Genomic DNA, 19,050 nt, shown 5'->3' with positions numbered 1-19,050 from the left:
GCTCGCCAAGATCGAAAGAAGTTTGAATGGTGGCCTCTAACCCACATCCCCCAAGTCCCACACGCGGCCGTAGCGGGTGATCATCTGCTTGCGCAGCCGCGCGTGCTCGGGCAGGGCGATGCCGGGGTCTCGCTCGACCAGTGCCAGCGCGTCGCGGCGGGCTTCTTCCAGTACCGGTGAGTCGCGCTTCAGATCGGCGATCCACATGGCCGGTATGCCGTGCTGTTTCGTGCCCAGCAGATCGCCGGGCCCGCGCAGCTCGTAGTCGATCTCGGCCAGCTTGAAGCCGTCGGTCGTGTCGACAAAGGCCTGCAACCGCGCGCGGACGTCTTCGCTGTCGCGCTCGGTGAAGACGCAGCAATAGCCCGGGTGCGTGCCGCGGCTGATCCGCCCGCGAAGCTGGTGCAATTGCGAGAGGCCGAACCACTCGGCCCCTTCGATCGTCATGAGGGTGGCGTTGGGCACGTCGACTCCCACCTCGACGACGGTCGTGGCCACCAGCACTTGCGTTTCGCCTTGTCGAAAGGCCTCCATGGCGGCCTCTTTTTCCCCGGTGGTCATCCGGCCATGCACCAGCCCCAGGCGGAACGCCTCGAGCTCACCGTTGGCAAGCGCCTCGAACGTGGCCGACAGGCTGCTGTTCTGCCGCGTTTCGCTTTCGTCGACGAGCGGAGTGATGACGTAACCCTGCCGGCCTTCGCGCAGCTTCTTGCGGAAGAAGTCCCACCACTTGGCACGCTGTTCGGCAGTGGCGAGATAGGTGTGGACCGGCTGACGGCCGGGAGGGGCTTCGCTCAGGATCGAGACGTCGAGATCGCCGAAGGCGCTCATCAGCATGGTGCGCGGGATCGGCGTGGCCGTCATCACCAGGTAATGCGGATCGAGCCCGGCCCGCTTGAGCGCCGCACGCTGCCGCACGCCGAACTTGTGTTGCTCGTCGATCACCACCAGCCCCAGCTTGGCGAACTCGACGTCCTCTTCGAGCATGGCCTGCGTGCCGATGACGAGGTCGATCTGCCCGGCCGCGACGTCTTTGAGCAGATCGCGACGTTGTGCGGCGGTGAGCGCGCCGGTGAGCAATCCGCGCCGCACCTGGCTGGTGGCCAACAAACGGCGCAACGTCGAGTCGTGCTGTCGGGCCAAGACTTCGGTAGGCGCCATCAGCACCGCCTGATAGCCGTGCGCCACGGCCACCAGCATGGCATACAAGGCGACCACGGTCTTGCCAGTGCCGACGTCCCCTTGCAGCAGGCGATTCATCGGATAGCCGTGCGCCATGTCGGCAGCCACTTCGTCGATCGCCCCGTTTTGGCCCGGGGTGAGTTCAAAGGGAAACAGGCGCCGAATGCGGGCGTCGATCTTCGCCGAGAGGGGGAGCGGGGGCGCCTTGTGATGATCGCGCAACTGCCGCCGTTTCACCGACAGCGCCAACTGCAGGATGAACAGTTCCTGGTAGACGAAGCGCCGCCGGGCCGCTTCGAGGCTAGTGCGATCGGCCGGAAAATGAATCGCCGCCAGCGCCTGGCGAATCGGCCAGAGTTGATGCTCGCGCAGGTACTCGTCCGAGAAGGCCTCTTCGAGCACCTCGGCAAACGATTCGAGCGTGGCAGCGGCGATGCGGCGCATCATGCCTTGCCCCAGTCCTTCGGTCAGACCGTAGACGGGCAGCATGCGGCCGGCGGCTTCTTCCTCGCTATCGATCCACTCGACGCGCGGGTGCGACATTTGCCAATAGCCACCGTGGCGCTGCACCTTGCCCGAGAGCAGTACCTGCTGGTCGGGACGAAATTTCTCGGCCATGAAGGGCAAGTTGAACCAGATGGCGCGCAGCACGCCGGTCGAGTCGGCAATGAGCACGCCGAGCATGGTGCGGCCGCGCCCCGTCGAGCGCGTATCGACGTCGTCGACGCGCCCCAGCACGCTGACGACTTTGCCTTCTTCGAGCTCCTCGATCTTGCGGAGATCGGTGAGATCTTGATACGTCCGCGGGAAGTAGAAGAGTACGTCCCGCGCTGTTCTTAGCCCGAGCCGTTCGAGGAGAGGAGCCCGTTGGGGACCGACCCCCTTCAGGTACTGGACCTGCGTGGCAAGCAGTTCGGCGGCGGATCGAGCGTTGGTCTCCATACGCTCGGTATTTTAGTATGCAATGGTCAAGTGGACGACCAAAGCAACTTCCATTTACTAAGTTTCTTGTGATGGTTCGTCGGGATATTGCTCGTCTTTTTGCTGATCGAGTTCACGGAGCTTGGACAAGACTTCTTCCGTTGTGTACTTCTTACCTCCCAATGCTTTCTTCCAGCGCTCGAACTTGTCGGCCGGGAGTTCCTCATCCGCCATGATGATTCTCCTCGAAAATGGCATCGCTTCAGTCTAGATTTCGAGAACAATCGTGTCGAATACTGCACGTTACAAATATTGCTGATACGCCGCCACGGCCAGTTCGTCGCAGCGATCGTTCTCGGGGTGTCCGCTATGCCCCGCCACTCGCGTGTAGACGATCTGGTGCTCGGCGATCAGCTCGTCGAGGCGCCGCCAGAGGTCCTCATTCTTCACCGGCATGAGCTTCTGACCTTCGCGGCGGCGCCAGTTGTTGGCCTTCCACTTCGGCATCCACTCGGTCAGTCCCTTGCCCACGTAGACGCTGTCGGTCAACAGCTCGACATGGGACGGTCGGGTGAGAGTTTCCAGCCCGCGCACGACCGCCATCAACTCCATGCGGTTGTTCGTCGTGTCGGGTTCGCCGCCGGAACGTTCGAGACGTTTGCCCGACGCGGGATGGACGAGAATGAAGGCCCAGCCGCCCGGGCCCGGGTTGCCGCTACAACCGCCGTCGGTGTATAGCTGCACCTCGGCATCCGCGCTCGGTTTGTTGCTCGGCATCGTCTCGATCTCGTACGGTGTCCTGCTTCCGAAGTCGAAAGAACTCGCGAAGGGGCCGCCATTCTGCGATGCCGTCCGCCGGGTGGCAAGGGACTACAGACTGCTTGTCGCGTCTCGGCGATTCAAACCGTTCGATCGTCTTCGGCCAGATCGATTTGCTCGACGCGGCTGATGGCCTTGCCGCGCGCGAATCGCGTCACGAGCGGCTCGCCCACCGCCAATTGCGCCGCATCGCGCACCAGCCGGCCGTCTGCGGCTCGTTCGGTGAGGCTGTACCCGCGCCCTAGCACGGCCAGCGGGCTCAGCGATTCCAACTGCGCCGAGAGCCGTGCCACGTGCTGCTTGCTGTGCAGGATCCGCATGCGCGAGGCTCGCGTCCCCCGCGCCCCGAGCTCATCGAGCCGGCGTGCCAACTCGCGAAATCGATCCAGCGGCCGCCGCAGCGGCCGCCGCTCGGCGAGCCATTCGAGCCGCGTACGCGCGTGGCGCACGCGTGCCCGCATCACGCCGGCCAGGCGGGCCGCGATTTGTCCCAGGTGCGAAGTCAATTCCTCGGCGGCCGGGGCGAGTCGTTCCGCGGCCTCGCTGGGGGTCAGGGCCCGCACGTCCGCGACGAGATCGGCAATCGTGACGTCGATTTCGTGCCCCACGGCCGAAATCACGGGGACGTGAGAAGCGTAGATGGCCCGGGCGACGGGCTCTTCGTTGAAACACCACAGATCCTCGAGGCTGCCACCGCCACGCGTCACGACCAGCACATCGACGGGGTCGCGAGATCGGTTCACGAGCTCGATCCCTGCGGCAATTTCCTCGGCTGCACCATCGCCTTGCACGCGGACGGGCACGACGAGCACGTCGACACCGCGCCAGCGGCGTCGCAGCACTTCGAGAAAGTCGCGGATGGCCGCGCCCGTGGGACTGGTCACGACGGCGACGCGCCGGGGAAAGCGGGGCAGGGGGCGTTTGCGCCCCGGCTCGAAGAGTCCCTCGGTCTTCAGCTTCTCCATGAGCTGCCGCAGGGCCAGCTCGAGCGCTCCCAGACCCTTGGGTTGAATCTGCTGGATGACTAGTTGATAGCTGCCACGCTGCGCGTAGACGTCGACGTAACCCTGGCAGACGACCTCCAGGCCGTCGTGCAGATCGAACCGCACGCGCGCGGCGGCGCCGCGCCAGATCACGGCGCGAATCTGCGCACGATCGTCCTTCAGCGTGAGGTAGCAGTGGCCCGATTGGGGTCGCGAGAAGTTCGAGATCTCGCCGGCGACCCAGACGTCGGGAAAGGTCCCTTCGAGCGTCTCTTTGATCTGCGCGCTGAGATCCGACACCGAGAGGATCGGCTCGGCGGTGTCGCCGTCGTTTTGCTGCGAGTGGTAGGCCATCGGCTGCGCGACCGGTTGAAGTGCAAAGGTCGCGACAATGTAGCAAATCGACGGCCGTGGCTCACGTGCTGGCGACCGGTGGCGGGACGGAAAGTGCCCGTCCGGCAAAATCAATGCACCGGTTGTGAAGCTCCGTTGCGTGCGGCATGCGCCTGGTGGCTGGCGTCGATCCTCGTGCGGCGCAGCGGAGCCGGTTCGCGGCGGATGTGCGATTGTTCGATCTTGCGCGTGCCCGATTCGGCCCAGGCCTCGGCCTCGGCGCAGAGGCGATTCAAGAGGCGTTGTGCTTCGAGCCGGTAATGCTCGATTCCATCGCGATCGAGCTCGGCAGGGATGTGAATCTCGGGGCTGATGACGCCGCGGACTCGAGTGTAAGGACGAGGAATGGCAAAGCGGTCCCAGCTTTTGGCCCGCCAGGGACGGTCGCACCCGATGCCCATCAGCACCAAGGGCATTTGCAGCCGTGACGCGAGGTAGATGGGACCTTGCGCGAGCACGCGTCGCGGCCCACGCGGTCCGTCGGGGGTGATGGCCAGGTTCATCTTGCGGCTCTTTTCGAGGCATTCGCGCAGGGCGGTCACACCGCCGCGGTTCGTCGAGCCCCGGACGAACTCGAAGCCCAGGTGCCGCGCGGCGTGGCTCAGCAACTCGGCATCATGATGCTTGCTCAAGAGCATGGCCAGGTTCGAGTGCCCGCGCAGGGCGAGGGGCACGAGAATGTACTCGTGCCAGAAGACGTAGATCTTCTGACCCCGGCACTGGGGATGTACGGGGTCGACTTGCGGATCGTAAAAGGCGGCTTTGTACTCGAGCGTGCGCATCCACAAGCGCACGGCGGTCGCCCCGACGAGGCCGATCGTTTTGTCGAGTACCGGATGACGCAGCTTCATGAGGTTGGCTTCCTTGCCCGGGCGTCGTCGAAAAGTCGTGTCACACGCGTGCCCGAGTTAACGCAGGGCGCGTTCCGCGGCGGGGGTCCATTCGCCGCTGAAAACTTCCGTGGCGGGGCCCGTCTTGTAGACGTGGTTGTCTTCGGCCCACTCCAGTTCCAAATCGCCACCGAGCAGGTGTACGATAATCTTGCGGTTCGTCTTGCCGGCCAGGACACCGGCCACGCACACCGCGGCCGCCCCGGTGCCGCAGGCCAGCGTCTCGCCCGACCCTCGCTCCCAGACGCGCATGCGCACTTCGTCGGGGGAAAGGATCTCGATGAATTCCGCATTCACGCGCCGCGGAAACTGCGGTGCGTGCTCCACGCGCGGGCCGACCTGGTAGACCCATTCATCGCTCAACTTGTCGACGTACGTGATGCAGTGCGGATTGCCCATCGAGACGCAGGTGACCGTGAGCTGGCGATCGCCCAGGTCGAGCGTGGCATTCACGGGGGGATCGCCAGCGAGCGTGGTCGGAACGTCGCTCGACTTGAGGATCGGTTCGCCCATATCGACGCGAGCCCGTTCGACCAGTCCATCGACCACCTCCAGATCGAGCGTGAGGATGCCGCGCCCCGTTTCGATTTGCAGGCGCTGCTTGTCGCACAGGCCATGATCGAACAGGTACTTGCCCACGCAGCGAATGGCGTTGCCGCACATCTCGGCCTCGGAGCCGTCGGCGTTGAACATCCGCATGCGGGCGTCGGCCTTGTCCGAGGGGCAGATCAGCACCAGCCCATCGCCCCCCACGCCAAAGTGGCGATCGGCAATCAGCCGTGCCGTGTGAGCGGGGTCCTCCGGCACGGGCTCCTCGAAGCAATTGACGTAAACGTAGTCATTGCCGGCACCGTGCATCTTCGTAAACCGCATCGCCGTGGCTCCGAGTCGAATCGTGCTGCGTGGAATTTCTAGCCGCTCGCATCGCGCGCTGTGCATTTTAGGAGAATCGCCCCGGCCGGGACAGGGAGCCGGCGGTGTGCTCGCGGGAGCGCACGACACGGCGCCGTCTCGGCCGGTTCGCGGGTCACCCGGTCAGGTCGAGCTGGCGACCGCTCTCGCCGGTAGCGTCTTTACTGGGGGGGGCAGTGGGCTCGTCCGCTGCTCCTTCGTCGTGCTGTTTCTTGCCGGCCTGCTCTTCCCAAAGTCGGCGCCCGTCGGCATCGCGTTCCGAGGCTTCGCTGTCTTCTCCCGTTTCGCCGATCCCGGCGGCGGCGTCGGCCAGTCGTTCGCTGGTCGAGTGCCGCTGCTGGGCGATCGTCTCGTGTTCGGTGCGCTCGACGTCGGGACCTTTCGCCTGTGCGTAGGGAACTCCCGCGGCGCTCGTGTGTATTCCGCCTAAGGGGCCAACTCCCATGCGACACCTCGCTTGCTCCTGGATCGTGCCTGGCGATGCGCGGACGTCAGGCGATGTTTTGCTCCACGATAAGCCTAGGTTGCGGTCTCTTGGTTTGAATCGAGGACTTTTCCTTATCGGGGCGCCACGGCCGGGGCCGGCCGCGCGCCAGGGGACGCCAGTGGTGCGGGCGTGCGCGCCGTGGGGTAGGTCGGGGGTGCGCCGCTCGATTGTTGCAGTCCGGCCTGGATTCCTTGCAGGGCCTGGTTCACGCCCGGGAAGTGCTCGCGGCGAATGTTCGGGTGGTCGAGCCGGCCGTCGACCCGGACGAGCATCATCTGCTCGCTCGCGCCGCGCAGCAACTCGCCGACCAACGGCAAGTCGAACTCGTCGCGTCCCACCACGGCGTAAAAGTTCAGGCCCAGCTTGCGGTCGAGTCCCATCTCGCCCGATCCCTTCAGGCTGATGGCATCGCCGTAGAAGTCGATCTTGTCGAAGTAGACGTGCTCTCCTTCGATGCGAAAATTGGCCTGGCTGCTCGTGAACGCGGTGCGGTCGGGCTCGCGGACGCTGAGGATCTTGAGCAGGGCCACCATCTGCGGCAACTCGTAGATGTCGGCGTCGCGCAATTCCATGGTTCCTTGGCCGCGTAGTGTGTGCGCGCCGGCGGCCGTGCCGCGTAGGTTGACCGTGCTCAGCATCTTGCCGCGGATCTCTTCCTGGCCGGCGAAGACCTCGTTCGAGAAGCGTTTCAGATCGACCTGGCTGAGGTTGGCGTTCAGGCCGAACTCGGGGGTGCGTCCCTGCGTGACCCAGCCATCGCCGACGATCTGACCGCCGTAGGCACTGGCCGTAATGTGACGCTGCCCCTCGGCGCTCGCCGGTCCCAAGGTCAGCGCCGAGAGACGCGGCGCGGTGGTGGCGACTTTTTCCGCCCAGGAGCCAAAGAGAATGCGATCGGCATCGATCCACAGCGGTCCCTTGAGCTGCGTGAACTGCAGCTTTTGCCAGGTCAGCGAGTCGAGATCCAATTCGCCACGGCTGCCGAAGCTCTGGCCGTCGAAGTCGCCCACGAGCTGCACGCTGCCATGTACGTGATCGAGTGGCACGCCGCAGCGCAGTTGGGCATTGTGCAGGTCGATCCGCATGTTCCAGGCGGCGGTCACGGGATCGTCGCGTCGATCCGTGCCGGCCAGGCTCAAGGCGCCACGCAGGAAGAAGGTGCCGCGCGGATCGAGCTTGTATACCGCCGTGCGCAGCGGACCCGGCAGCGCATGGACCAGCTCGCTGTCGGCCTCGAGACGATCGGCCGAGATCTTGTTGAGCACGACTTGCCAGCCGCCATCGCCGCGCATCTCGCAATAGCCGCCGGCACGCAGGGTGACTTGGTCGTGTGCCGCGCGCAGATCGACCAGTTGCACGACGCCATTACGGTAATCGATCAAACCGGTCACGCGCTCGAGCCGGTAGGGAAAGAACCGCGGTTCGAGCGAACAAACTTCGGCCTGGGGCCAGATCCGGGCCGTCACGGCCAACTGTCTCGTGCGCGTCAGGTAATGCACCGTCGAGTCGACATCGACGCTGCCCCGTGGCTTCATGTCGTTCCAGATGCGCTGCAGCGGCAGGTTGAGCGCATCGCGCAACTCATCTTCGATCGGCACGCTGCGTCCCTGGAGCTCGAGCGCCAGCTCGGGACCGGCGGTCGTCGGCGAGAGAGTTCCCTGGCAGGTGACGTGTCCCGAATCGTTCCAACCTTCGAGATCGGTCAGGGTCCAGATTTCGTCCCGCCCGACGATCTTGCCGCGCACATTGGTCAACGGATAAGCGAATTTTTCGTAGCGAATCGCACACTGCTTGAGCGTAATGGCAATGTCGCGATGCAACTCCTCGTTTTCGCCGGGGCGTCGATGGAAGGTCGCTTTGAGATCGAACATGCCCACCGGCCGTAACGAGCTGACGAGCCCGCGTTGGTCGGCGGGCAAGGCGTTCAACAGTTGTTGATCGATGCGCAGGCCGTTGCCCCAAACCTGTAATTCGCCCGAATAATCTTCTCCCAGGTTGGCAAAGCTGCCGAAGACGTGGACATCTTGGCCTGCCCCTTGCGCGGTGACGTTGATGCCCAGGCGCCCGCCCGCGAAGGTGACCGTCCCTTCGGCCTGTTCGAGTCGATAGGGAAACTTATAGAAGGTGAAGGCGGTGCCGCGGCATTCGGCCGTCAGGTGGGGATGCCAATTCTGACCGTCGTAACCAAGCTTCAGGTCGACGTCGATCATGCCGGCCGGGAGGAACTTCGTCCAATGCGAACGCCACTCTTGGGGTAGCGTCGAGACCAGCTCGGGCGCCAGGATGAGACGGTTGCAGTGGGCGTGCAACTCCAAGGGGCTATTCGTCTGCAGTCCCGCCCGCCGCGCGGCGACCCGCAGTTCGGTCTGGCCGTTGCGGGCCGTGAGCTCATTGACGACGAGCTCCTCGTTCGTCAGACGAAATGCCGCGCGCAGATCGGTGAGCGGGAAGGGGAGCCGAGAATCGTCGATGCGGCCGCGCTCGATGCGACCGTTGATCTGGAACTGGGGCAACGCCTCCGGTTCCAAGGCCGAGTGGAGATGAAAGCCCAGGTTCGTCGTGGCCCGGATCGATCGCAACTCAACGAGGCGCTCGGCGACAGGACCGGGCATCGCCGCGTGAAGCTCGGGGGTCAATTCCAGCCCGTCCAACTTGCCGTCCAGGGTCCATGTGGCGCCGCCATTGCTGAGCGTGCCGCGGAATTCGACGCGCCGCAAATGCTCGCTGGTGCCGTAGCCTTCGAAGCGCAAGGGGGGAACATCGGCAGAGGCAACGCCGGACGCGGCTTCCGTCGGTGAGGAGGCCGCCGGCTCGTTCGGCGTGATCGTGAGATTGACGTCGTGCAGCGTGAACATGCCCGAGGGATTGCGCAAGGGATCGAACAGTTCGACCATCGCGTTCTCGACCTGGATCGGAGGCGTCCGCTCGCCGAACTTTGGCAGCGGAAAGAGACGCGTCGAGCTCCACGTTCCGTCGGCACGGCGCGTGACGTAGATCTTCGGACGGCGCACGATGATCCGCTTGACGTCGAGATCCTTGTTGGCGTCGAGTTGCTGTTGCACCAATTCGGGCAGCGCCGTCGGGCAGAGCAGCATCAATTCGTCGAAATAGGCCAACTCGGGCTGCGGACCATCGGCATTACGCTCGGCGAGCGAAATACCCTGGATCTGGATTCCTTCTCCCTCGATGCGCCGCGCGGCGCGTACGCTCACCTTGAGATGGTGGTAATGCTGCGCGAACAGGTCCTCGGCGCAGCGGCGGATCTCTTCGTCGACCCGCTGGTACAGATAGAAGCCGACCGCCAGCGCAACCGCCAGCGCGAGGGCCAGGGCCCATTTGAAGCACCACCAAAGGCCGTTGACCAGGTTGCTCATGGTCGCGTGGCACCCTGGATGGTGGGGGGAGAAGTCGCCGTCGTGCCACGAACCAGGCCGAGCAGCCCCGCGGCCGTCAGCGCCAGCAGCGACACCACCACCGGTTCGCGATAGCGCAGCGAGCTGACGAACACCACGTGCAGCAACGTGATGTAGCCGGCAGGCAGCCACAGCAGCAACAGCGGCCAGCCGATCATTCGACAGCGCCAGGTGCCGAAGATCGCCAGACCCAGGACGGGGACAAAGCTGACGAGCACGGCCAGTCGATAGGGCAGGGACCGGAGATCGGATTCATTCGGCCAGACGTTCCACAGTCGCGTCAGCTTGACGCCCGCGAGCCGCACAACTTCGCCCGGGTTGGCCTGTGCCCATTGGAGGGCGTCGCGTCGAAAGCGCTGATCGAGCCGGTATTCGAATGCATCGTCGATGTTGCTGCTAGGGTGGCGGCGCTCGTCTTGTTCGATAGGGGGGATGAAAGAGAGATCGCTCGCCCCCGTGGCGTGAGGATGCCAGCCGTCGTAAAGACTCACCCCCAACTGCAGCGACGTCGGCACGAAGCGTCCCGTGACGTGTGCGTTGCGCACCCACCAGGGGAGCATCGCCAGCACGAGCCCCGCGGCGATCGCGCTCCCCACGAGGAACTGTCTTGGTCGCTGGCGTGAGACGACCGTCGTGAGGCACCAGGCCAGCGGCGTGAAGAGCAGCCAGCTCGGTCGCGCCAAGGTCGCCGCACCGGCGAGCGCTCCGGAGAACAGGCCCCAGCCAACCGAGCGCCCCCGTGACGTCGCCCGCTCCGCGACGATCCAGGTCGCCAGTTGCAGCAGCATCAAGGGGGAGAAGAGCGCTTCGCTGAGCACGAAGACGCTCATGGCGATTGCGCCGGGATAGAGCGCCGCGAGCAGTGCCGCGACGATGCCCACGCGCGCGTCCCACAGAGTACGACCGATCCAGTACACCGCGGCGACGCTCAACGTGCCCCACGCGGCGCCCACGAAGCGCGCCGCGAGTATCGGCGGTTGATCGCCGTAGATCGCGAACAACGGCGCGAGCACGAGGGGATAGCCAGGGGTGCGAAATACCTTGGCGTCGGGGGAGCCGTACTGATAGCTATCGCCCTGCGCGATGGTGCGCGCGAGCACCCAATAGCTCTGACTGTCGCCGAAGTAGAACTCGCCGGCCAGGCGCGATTGCCACCAAACGGCGCCCCCCAAGCGCACGGCGAGCGCCAACAGGAGCACGCTCCACAGCCAGGTACGGGGTAGATCGCGAGGATCGCGCATGAAGCCTTGCCCATCCTTGGGCGCTGGTTGGAAACGGGAACTCGTTGGGGGCGCGCGCGATCGGCCGCCCCGGCCGACTCCTTCGGCGAGGCGTACTGCGGCGCGAAACTCGTCTCGCTAACCCGCGCAACTGCCGCGACTTGAAGCTGGTCGTTTGCGCGAAAAGCGAGGCATGTTAGGCGTCGACGAACGAGGGGGTCAAGCCAGCTTCGACGGTGGCCCGAGAGGGCAGGGGGCCGAACTCGTTCATCGCCCGGGCGGTCCGATCGATGAACGACGCGGGATGCGCGAAGAGGACGCTTCCCAGGGGGACGGAACGCCCACCAGCTTGCCTCACCCGCAGAGGCCGAACTGCCTATCACGAAATGATTTACTTCGCCCGGGCAGCAAGTATACTCGGACGCTTTGCATCTTCGCACCGCGCGCTCGCCGGCACGAACGATGCGCCGCGGGCTGCGATGCCTGCGGCGCCCATCTCGCCGCGCGAGCGATAGCAGGGAAAGCATTGCTGGCATCGCCGCACACCGTGCGCCTCTGGGAAGCAAGGATATTCGGGACATGAACAATACCCGCTGGCTCTTCATTTGTAGCTGCATCGCGCTGGTCACCTCCGCGTTCACGTTTTCGATTCGCGGCGACATCCTGCAAGAGTTGGGCAACACGTTCGGTTTGACGCAGGAGCAGCGCGGCGGTGTCGGTGGCGCGGCCTTCCTCGGCATGGCGTTTTCGATGCTCGGCGGCGGTTTCATCTGCGACTTGCTGGGCATGAAACGCATCATGTTCCTGGCCCTCTTCTCGCATCTCGTCGGCACGCTGGCGATGATCTACGCGCCTCATTTCGACTCGGCGCAGATGACCTACTGGTGGCTCTTCTCTTTCTCGTTCCTGCAAGGCTGTGGCAACGGGTTCACCGAGGTGGCCATCAATCCGCTGGCCGCCACGCTCTACCCCACGCAGAAGACGCACTACCTGAACATCCTGCACGCCTGGTGGCCGGGGGGCCTGGTGATCGGCGGTCTGCTCGCGCAGTTCGTCATCCGGCCTATGTTCGGCAGCGGTGCGTTCGGACTCGATATGTGGCAGGTGAGCATGTACTTGATCGTCATTCCCGCGGTGATCTACGGGGTGATGCTCGTTCCCGCCGCCTTCCCCAAGACCGAACGTGTCGCCTCGGGCGTTTCGACGGGCGAAATGCTGGCCGCTTGCGTGCGACCGCTGTTTTTGCTCTGGGCCTTCTGCATGCTGCTCACCGCCGCGACCGAGCTCGGTCCGCAGCAGTGGCAGGAGTCGGTCATGAAGAGCGTGGCCGGCGTGTCGGGCACGCTGATTCTGGTCTACACCTCGGGCATGATGTTCGTGCTGCGGCATTTCGCCGGTCCGATCGCGCACCGCTTGTCCCCCATCGGCATGTTGTGCGGTTCGGCGGTGCTGGCGGGGGTCGGCCTCTATCTGTTGAGCTTTGCCAACAATGGCGCCACGGCCTTCGGCTATGCCACGATCTTCGGCTTGGGAATCGCGTACTTCTGGCCCACGATGCTCGGCGTGACCGCCGAACGCTTTGCCAAGGGGGGGGCCTTGGCACTAGCCCTGATGGGCTCCGTCGGCAACTTGTCGATCTCGCAGGTCTTGCCCGCGATGGGGGGCATCGTCGACCACTATGCCGTGGCCGACGTGAAGCAGAACGCCCCCGAACAAGTGGCGATCTTCCTCAAGCAGAACGAAGCGGGCAAGGAATTCCTCGACATGGACGCGGTAAACAAGTACGCCGCGACCTTCCTCGTCGAGCATTATCCCAATCAGGCCGATAACTTCGTCGTGCGCAACGCGGCGGGAGAACCGGTCTCGGTGAACGCGCGCGAGTTGGCGCAGGCCAATGCCAAGTTGCCCGAGGATCAGCGGATGGTCATTCCGGGATTCGAAGCCGCCATCGCCTCGCAACGCAACGGTTTCTCGATGGCCTTCCGCTGGGTGTCGCTGTTGCCGACTGTGTTGGTTGTGATCTTTGGTGCGATCGCCCTGTGGGACAAATCTCGCGGCGGTTACAAACCAGAGATTCTGCTCAGCCGCGAGGAAGAAAACGAGCTGATGGCTGGCGGCGTGCAGGCGGCGGTGGAATAACCGTTCCATGGCGGGCGCTTGCCCAGGTGCCGTCGCGCTACTGGCGCCGCGCCGGGGCGCGTGAGAGTTCCAGGCGCGCGCCGACGCGCCGTGCCGTCACGCAGCCGGGAAGCATGCGCTGGCGCGGCGCGGCGTCTTCCGCCAAAAGCATGTCGGCCAACAGATCCCATTCGACAAAGCCCATTGCCTGCTCGGGCCAATGTTGGCGCCGCCAAACGGCAATCAACAACTCGCGCACGAGATAGCGTGGTCGTTCGCCTAGCAGCGTGCGATCGATCGCCACGTGGTCGGGCGAATCGGCGAGAGTGCATTGCGGCATGAGCTCGCCGACCAGTTGAGCGATCACCTCCTGTGCCTCGCCCGCCAATGTGCCGAGCCGAAGCAGGGCCTCGGTCACCTGCGGGTTGTAATGTTCGCGCAGGTTCTCGAGCAATTCGTGCCGCAGTCGATTGCGCGTGAAGCGTCGATCGACGTTGCTTTCGTCCTCGCGATACGTTTGTCCAAGAGTTTCCAGGTAATCGAGGATCAGTGTCCGGCGCACCGCGAGCAACGGGCGAACGAGGGTCAATTCTTGACGGAGCTCGCGTCGCGGGGGGATGCCCGCCAGGCCGGCGAGTCCAGTGCCTCGCACGACGCGGTGCAGAATCGTTTCGGCCTGGTCGTCGGCCGTGTGCGCGGTGACGACGAAGCCTGCCGAGCGGCGGTTGGCTGTCTCGATCAAGAAGGAGTAACGCGCCTCGCGTGCGGCGGCCTCGAGCCCGTCGCCACGTTGTTGGGCGATCTGTGCAACGTGGGCCTGGCCCAGCTCGAGGGGGACTCGTAACTCGCCGCAAACGCGCTCGACGAATGCCTGATCGTCGTCCGAGGCAGCCCCTCGCAGGTGGTGGTTGAAATGGGCGGCGACGATCCGGCCGTCTCTCCCGGGGGCGAGCTCCACGAGCCCACGGAGCAGGGCCACGCTATCCGCTCCCCCCGAAACCGCCACGACGATCGTGACCTCGCCCCACTCGGAGGTCGGCCAAACGCGGGCAAGTTGCTCGACCAGAGGATGCCGCTGGTTGCTCGGCTCGGTTCGAGCGGCGTTCGCCGCCGCCACGCGGGGCGATACTGCGACGCTCTCAACCTGCCTAAACCGTTTCGCCGGCATATCTTATTTGCCTACCGCTAGTCGGAAACTAGTTGCAGGTACTTCGGACTTTGGTAGGATTCAGATGTGAAGCTTCGGTTTAGCGTGGTTACCGCGCCGGTACGTTTCGTTTCTGGCGTGTCACCGCCGCGATTACCGCAAGCTGATTGGTTACTTGTACATAACTATTTCCCGGTAGGCGAGCAGATGGCTCGGCGCCGTGGGGTAGTACGACGCGAGTTTGCGATTGGCACGGCACAAGGGTAAGAAGAACCAGCCAATTCTCGAGGCCTTTTCCGCGATGTTCTTTCTGATTGCCTGGATCGAGCACTGGATCGCGCGCCTGTGGGGTGAGTTGCGCCCCGCCGAGGTGCGCCGCGACCGACGGGCGGGCATGGTCCGCCTGGGTTTGGTTCGCACGGTCGAGTGGCCTTCGCCCCGATCAGAAGCGAAATCCTCTGCAATTGGTTGGATGAGAGGTCACCCCGTGGCGCTTCGTGCGCGGGCGCATGTCTGGCCCCCGCGAAGTGGACGTTTTCGCCTTCCCTCGACCCCCGGCCCCCGGGGGCTGGGCGCCGACGGATAGTCGGTGGGGCAGCGCGCCTTGGGGATCATCTCTCGTACTTCGACTCTCGTATCGGCCGCCGACTCTCGACTGGCTCGAGAGCCGTCGCGTTTCTTGCGACGTCGACCCTCCGTCTGCCCGTCATCGTGCGGTGCAAGGTTGCACCGTCGCGCCAGCCTGCCCTTAGTTCCGCAGGGTCTGCGGGACGGGAGCATCACGTGCCACCGGTACTAGTCCTGGTCGCCGTCGCCGCCGCGGTCTTGCTGACCTTTCTGGCGGTCAAGTTCGTCGACTATCTGCGTCAAACCGACGCCGAAAAGCGCGCGCAGGAGATCATCTCGCGCGCCGAGAACGAGATCGCCACCAAGCTCAAGCAGGCCGATCTCGAAATCAAGGAACGCGCCATCCAGCAGCGGGGCGAGGTCGAAAAGGAGCTCGCCGTTGCCCGCCACGAGTTGCACGAACGCGAACGGCAACTCGACAAGCGGCAAGACGCCATCGATCAGCAGGCCGAACAGCTCCGCAAGCAGGAGAAGATGGTCGAAGGGACGCAGCGCAAGCTGGCTGAGCGCATCGAAGACACCAACCGCCGCAACGAGGAATTGGGCAAATTGCTCGACCTGCAGCGGCAAACGCTGCACGAGCTCAGCGGGCTGAGTCGCGAGGAAGCCACCTCCAGGCTGCTCGAGATCCTCGACCGCGAGATGCAGAAAGAGGCCGGCGCGGTCATCCTCAAGCACGAGAAGCGCGTCGCCGAGGTGTGCGAGCAGAAGGCCCGCGAGGTGCTGATCACCTCGATCCAGCGTTACGCCGCGGCGCACACGGCCGAGACGACCACCAGCACGGTCGACATTCCGAACGACGACATGAAGGGGCGGATCATCGGTCGCGAGGGGCGCAACATCCGCGCCTTCGAGAAAGCGACCGGCGTCGACGTGATTATCGACGATACGCCCGGCGTGGTGATCGTCAGCGGTTTCGACATGGTGCGCCGCGAGGTGGCCCGCATCTCGCTGAACAAGTTGATCGCCGACGGTCGCATTCATCCCTCGCGTATCGAAGAGATCGTGGGAGAGACGACGGCCGAGATGGACGCCCTGATCCAGAAGCTCGGTCAAGAAGCGGCGCAAGAGGTCGACGTCCGGGGGCTGCACGAGCGCATCATCCATCTGCTGGGCCGGCTGCGCTTCCGTACCAGTTACAGCCAGAACGTGCTGCGGCATTCGATCGAGGTGGCCTTCCTCACCGGCATGATCGCCGAGGAGATCGGTCTCGACGGCACGCTCGCCCGGCGCTGCGGGCTGCTGCACGACATCGGCAAGGCGGCCGACCACGAGGCCGAAGGAGGCCATCCCAAGATCGGCGCCGATCTCCTCAAGCGGTTTGGCGAGTCGCCGGCCGTGGTCCATGCCGCGCTTGGCCACCACGACGACTTGCGCCTCGACAATCCTTACACCGTGCTCGTCGCGGCGGCCGACGCGTGCAGTGCCTCGCGCCCCGGCGCCCGGCGCGAGACCCTCGAGCGTTACGTCAAGCGGATGGAAGAGCTGGAATCGATCGCCTCGGGCTTCGAGGGGGTCGATCAGGCCTTTGCCATCCAGGCGGGTCGCGAATTGCGCGTGCTCGTGAATTCCAAGAACACGACCGATGAAACCGCCGCCAAGATCTGTCACGATATTGCCCGGGCGTTCGAGCAGCAGTTGACCTATCCCGGTGAGATCAAGGTCACCGTCCTGCGCGAAACTCGCGTCACCGAAATGGCCCGTTAGAATCCCTGTTTGCTCGCGTGGAGAGTTTGGCGTGCGTGTGCTGTTGATTGGCGACATCGTCGGCAAGCCGGGGCGGCAGATCGTCGTGCGCGCCTTGCGTGGCTTGATCGAGGCGGAGCGGCTCGACCTGGTCATCGCCAATGCCGAGAACACTGCCGGCGGCGCCGGGCTGACCTGCGCGAATTATCGTGAGTTGATCGCCGCCGGTGTCGATGCGATCACCATGGGAGATCACATCTACCGCCAGCGCGAGATCAACGAGGTGCTGGAGCGCGAGCCGAACATCGTCAAGCTGGCGAACTACCCCGCCTCGGCGCCGGGCAAGGATCACATGCTGGTCACTGCCCGCAATGGCGTGACCGTGGCGGTCTTCAATCTGCTGGGGCGCGTCTTCATGCGGCCGGTCGATTGTCCCTGGGAAGCCGCCGACCGCGTGCTGGCCAAGCTGCCGCCGGAAGTGCGCGTGATCTTCGTCGATTTCCATGCCGAAGCTACCAGCGACATGCAGCTCATGGGGCGCTATCTCGATGGCCGCGTCACGGCCGTCCTGGGGACCCACACCCACGTCGCCACCGCCGACGAACAGATCCTACCCGGCGGCACCGCCTTCCAATGCGACGTGGGCATGACGGGACCGTATGAAAGCATTCTCGGTCGCCGCATCGATCGGGTGTTGGAAACCACGCTCACGTTCAACCCCACCCACTTCGAGGTGGCCACGGGCGACGTGCGTATCTCGGGCACGATCGTCGACGTTGATCCTGAAACGGGGCGCGCGACTGGCGTGCAACGACTCGTCGTCAAGCAGGAAGAGGCTGACCGCCTGGCCGCCAGCGTGAAAGCCGCCGCCAGCACGCCGACCGTGCTGTAGCCGGCTTGCATAGCGTGTTGCGTTGGGCCGCGATCTGATAGTCTGGGCAAGTCGGCGGTGTGCGTCTCGTCGCCACGGCTATGTGCCAGCACGCCGATCGCTCTTGCGACACCTTCAGGCATCGGTTATTTTCCCGCACCTTATCCCAGCACGTCGTGGAACGAACGACCGAGGAGAAACCGGCAGCACTACGAGGCCGAGCTCGTTTCGGGCTGGCGGTGTGCGGCGTTCTGTTGGCGATTCCGCTCATCGTCGCAGTCTGGCTTTCTCCCGATGCACGTGGTTACGGCACGCACGAGCGACTTGGTCTGCCTCCCTGCACCTTTTGGGTGCTGTTCGGCAAGCCGTGTCCCTCGTGCGGCATGACGACCTCCTGGGCGCACACGGTGCGAGGAGAATTGCCTTCGGCCATCGCGGCCAACGCAGGAGGCGCCTTGCTCGCCCTGATCGCCGCCGCCGGAGTGCCATGGACGATCGCTTCGGCGGTGCGCGGAAAACTGATCGGGGGGCGACACGTCGAAACTGTACTCGTGACCCTGGCGGTCGTGGCGGCCGGCGTCACGATGTTCGATTGGCTCGAACGATTGATATTCGAATAACGGCGCGCACCGCGTGCCGAGGCCGGACAAGGATGTCTGGCGCACTAGCGCGGGAGAAACGGCGATGGATCGCTGCCAAAAGTCGGGCGTGCGGAGTCTCTTATCCCTCTTGTTGATCTGCTCGTTGGCGCTCTCCGCCGGCGGCTGCGCCGCGGTCGCCACGGCGATCTACATCGTCAAGGGGACCAACGTTTCGGCCGAGTACAAGGGACTGGTCGGCAAACGCGTCGCGGTCGTGTGCCGACCGGCGGCCTCGCTCCAGTACGGCAAGACGGCCGTCTCGAAAGAGCTGGGCCAGGCAGTCAGCGCGCTGCTGCGCGCCAATGTGCGCAAGATCGTGGTCGTGCCGCAGCAAGACATCGAAGAATGGATGGATGAAAACACCTGGGACGAATTCACCGAGGTGGGCGAGGCGGTCGACGCCGATCAAGTCGTGGCGATCGAACTCGAACACTTCAGTCTCTACCAGGGGCAGACTACCTACCAGGGACGCTGCGATGTGCGGATCGCCGTGTACGATCTGAAGCAGGATGGCGATATCGCCTACGAAAAGATACCGCCAGAATTCGTCTATCCGCCGAACATCGGCATGCCGACCTTCGAAAAGGCCGAGCAGCAGTTCCGGCGCGAGTTCATGGCAGCCGCCGCGCGCGACATCGCGCAGCACTTCTACGATCACGATTCGCGCGTTGAGTTTGCCGAAGACGCCCGCGCGTTCCACTAAACGACACGATGCCGTTCGCTGCGCGACAGCTTGCGGC

Annotated in this window: 15 protein-coding genes; 5 read left to right on the top strand and 10 right to left on the bottom strand. The window is 64.6% G+C overall.

Features of this window, described 5'->3' with window-relative positions:
• Positions 1 to 36: 36 nt before the first annotated feature.
• From recG to KF708_08470, 9 genes are all read right to left on the bottom strand, one after another.
• Positions 37 to 2,124 carry an ATP-dependent DNA helicase RecG gene (gene recG / locus KF708_08510; protein MBX3412716.1) on the bottom strand — a complete coding sequence of 696 codons (2,088 nt, stop codon included), beginning with the start codon at positions 2,122 to 2,124 and terminating at the stop codon, positions 37 to 39.
• Positions 2,125 to 2,181: 57 nt separating this feature from the next.
• Positions 2,182 to 2,337, bottom strand: coding sequence for a hypothetical protein (locus KF708_08505; GenBank protein MBX3412715.1), 156 nt, complete (start codon positions 2,335 to 2,337; stop codon positions 2,182 to 2,184).
• A 69-nt stretch (positions 2,338 to 2,406) separates the two neighbouring features.
• Positions 2,407 to 2,880, bottom strand: coding sequence for a ribonuclease HI (gene rnhA, locus KF708_08500; GenBank protein ID MBX3412714.1), 474 nt, complete (start codon positions 2,878 to 2,880; stop codon positions 2,407 to 2,409).
• A gap of 122 nt (positions 2,881 to 3,002) precedes the next feature.
• Positions 3,003 to 4,259 (bottom strand): exodeoxyribonuclease VII large subunit, encoded by a 1,257-nt coding sequence (gene xseA / locus KF708_08495; GenBank protein ID MBX3412713.1) that lies wholly within the window; start codon positions 4,257 to 4,259, stop codon positions 3,003 to 3,005.
• Between the two features lie 110 nt (positions 4,260 to 4,369).
• A complete protein-coding gene (locus tag KF708_08490) occupies positions 4,370 to 5,149 on the bottom strand; it encodes a lysophospholipid acyltransferase family protein (protein ID MBX3412712.1) in 780 nt (259 codons plus the stop codon).
• 57 nt (positions 5,150 to 5,206) lie between these two features.
• Positions 5,207 to 6,061, bottom strand: coding sequence for a diaminopimelate epimerase (locus KF708_08485; protein ID MBX3412711.1), 855 nt, complete (start codon positions 6,059 to 6,061; stop codon positions 5,207 to 5,209).
• 154 nt (positions 6,062 to 6,215) lie between these two features.
• Positions 6,216 to 6,545 (bottom strand): hypothetical protein, encoded by a 330-nt coding sequence (locus KF708_08480; GenBank protein ID MBX3412710.1) that lies wholly within the window; start codon positions 6,543 to 6,545, stop codon positions 6,216 to 6,218.
• 113 nt (positions 6,546 to 6,658) lie between these two features.
• Complete coding sequence (locus tag KF708_08475; GenBank protein ID MBX3412709.1) at positions 6,659 to 9,961, bottom strand: hypothetical protein; 3,303 nt, start codon at positions 9,959 to 9,961, stop codon at positions 6,659 to 6,661.
• Positions 9,958 to 11,241 carry a glycosyltransferase family 39 protein gene (locus KF708_08470; protein ID MBX3412708.1) on the bottom strand — a complete coding sequence of 428 codons (1,284 nt, stop codon included), beginning with the start codon at positions 11,239 to 11,241 and terminating at the stop codon, positions 9,958 to 9,960. Before KF708_08470 ends, KF708_08475 begins: the two co-directional genes overlap by 4 nt.
• A gap of 558 nt (positions 11,242 to 11,799) precedes the next feature.
• On the opposite strand from KF708_08470, the gene KF708_08465 reads away from it, so the two are divergent.
• On the top strand, positions 11,800 to 13,359 hold the full coding sequence (locus KF708_08465) for an MFS transporter (protein MBX3412707.1): 1,560 nt from the start codon (positions 11,800 to 11,802) through the stop codon (positions 13,357 to 13,359).
• A gap of 37 nt (positions 13,360 to 13,396) precedes the next feature.
• Here KF708_08465 and tilS read toward each other — a convergent pair whose 3' ends face one another.
• Complete coding sequence (tilS, locus tag KF708_08460) at positions 13,397 to 14,455, bottom strand: tRNA lysidine(34) synthetase TilS (GenBank protein MBX3412706.1); 1,059 nt, start codon at positions 14,453 to 14,455, stop codon at positions 13,397 to 13,399.
• An 813-nt stretch (positions 14,456 to 15,268) separates the two neighbouring features.
• Between tilS and rny the strand changes: the two genes are divergently transcribed.
• The 4 genes from rny (at position 15,269) to KF708_08440 (ending at position 19,013) form a co-directional block, all read left to right on the top strand.
• Positions 15,269 to 16,819 carry a ribonuclease Y gene (gene rny, locus KF708_08455; GenBank protein ID MBX3412705.1) on the top strand — a complete coding sequence of 517 codons (1,551 nt, stop codon included), beginning with the start codon at positions 15,269 to 15,271 and terminating at the stop codon, positions 16,817 to 16,819.
• Positions 16,820 to 16,850: 31 nt separating this feature from the next.
• Complete coding sequence (locus KF708_08450) at positions 16,851 to 17,690, top strand: TIGR00282 family metallophosphoesterase (GenBank protein MBX3412704.1); 840 nt, start codon at positions 16,851 to 16,853, stop codon at positions 17,688 to 17,690.
• Between the two features lie 155 nt (positions 17,691 to 17,845).
• Positions 17,846 to 18,289 (top strand): DUF2752 domain-containing protein, encoded by a 444-nt coding sequence (locus tag KF708_08445; GenBank protein MBX3412703.1) that lies wholly within the window; start codon positions 17,846 to 17,848, stop codon positions 18,287 to 18,289.
• A 64-nt stretch (positions 18,290 to 18,353) separates the two neighbouring features.
• The gene (locus tag KF708_08440) at positions 18,354 to 19,013 is read left to right on the top strand and encodes a hypothetical protein (protein ID MBX3412702.1); all 660 of its coding nucleotides are present in this window, start codon (positions 18,354 to 18,356) and stop codon (positions 19,011 to 19,013) included.
• The last annotated feature ends 37 nt before the right edge of the window (positions 19,014 to 19,050 follow it).

The organism is Pirellulales bacterium (assembly GCA_019636335.1).
In the GTDB taxonomy this organism is placed as follows: Bacteria; Planctomycetota; Planctomycetia; order Pirellulales; family JAEUIK01; genus JAHBXR01.
This window is presented reverse-complemented; position numbering and strand designations above follow the sequence as displayed.

Excerpts from the sequence above, each read along its gene's own strand:
- recG (MBX3412716.1), bottom strand. The coding sequence starts at position 2,124 with ATGGAGACCAACGCTCGATCCGCCGCCGAACTGCTTGCCACGCAGGTC.
- KF708_08505 (MBX3412715.1), bottom strand. The coding sequence starts at position 2,337 with ATGGCGGATGAGGAACTCCCGGCCGACAAGTTCGAGCGCTGGAAGAAA.
- rnhA (MBX3412714.1), bottom strand. The coding sequence starts at position 2,880 with ATGCCGAGCAACAAACCGAGCGCGGATGCCGAGGTGCAGCTATACACC.
- xseA (MBX3412713.1), bottom strand. The coding sequence starts at position 4,259 with ATGGCCTACCACTCGCAGCAAAACGACGGCGACACCGCCGAGCCGATC.
- KF708_08490 (MBX3412712.1), bottom strand. The coding sequence starts at position 5,149 with ATGAAGCTGCGTCATCCGGTACTCGACAAAACGATCGGCCTCGTCGGG.
- KF708_08485 (MBX3412711.1), bottom strand. The coding sequence starts at position 6,061 with ATGCGGTTTACGAAGATGCACGGTGCCGGCAATGACTACGTTTACGTC.
- KF708_08480 (MBX3412710.1), bottom strand. The coding sequence starts at position 6,545 with ATGGGAGTTGGCCCCTTAGGCGGAATACACACGAGCGCCGCGGGAGTT.
- KF708_08475 (MBX3412709.1), bottom strand. The coding sequence starts at position 9,961 with ATGAGCAACCTGGTCAACGGCCTTTGGTGGTGCTTCAAATGGGCCCTG.
- KF708_08470 (MBX3412708.1), bottom strand. The coding sequence starts at position 11,241 with ATGCGCGATCCTCGCGATCTACCCCGTACCTGGCTGTGGAGCGTGCTC.
- KF708_08465 (MBX3412707.1), top strand. The coding sequence starts at position 11,800 with ATGAACAATACCCGCTGGCTCTTCATTTGTAGCTGCATCGCGCTGGTC.
- KF708_08440 (MBX3412702.1), top strand. The coding sequence starts at position 18,354 with ATGGATCGCTGCCAAAAGTCGGGCGTGCGGAGTCTCTTATCCCTCTTG.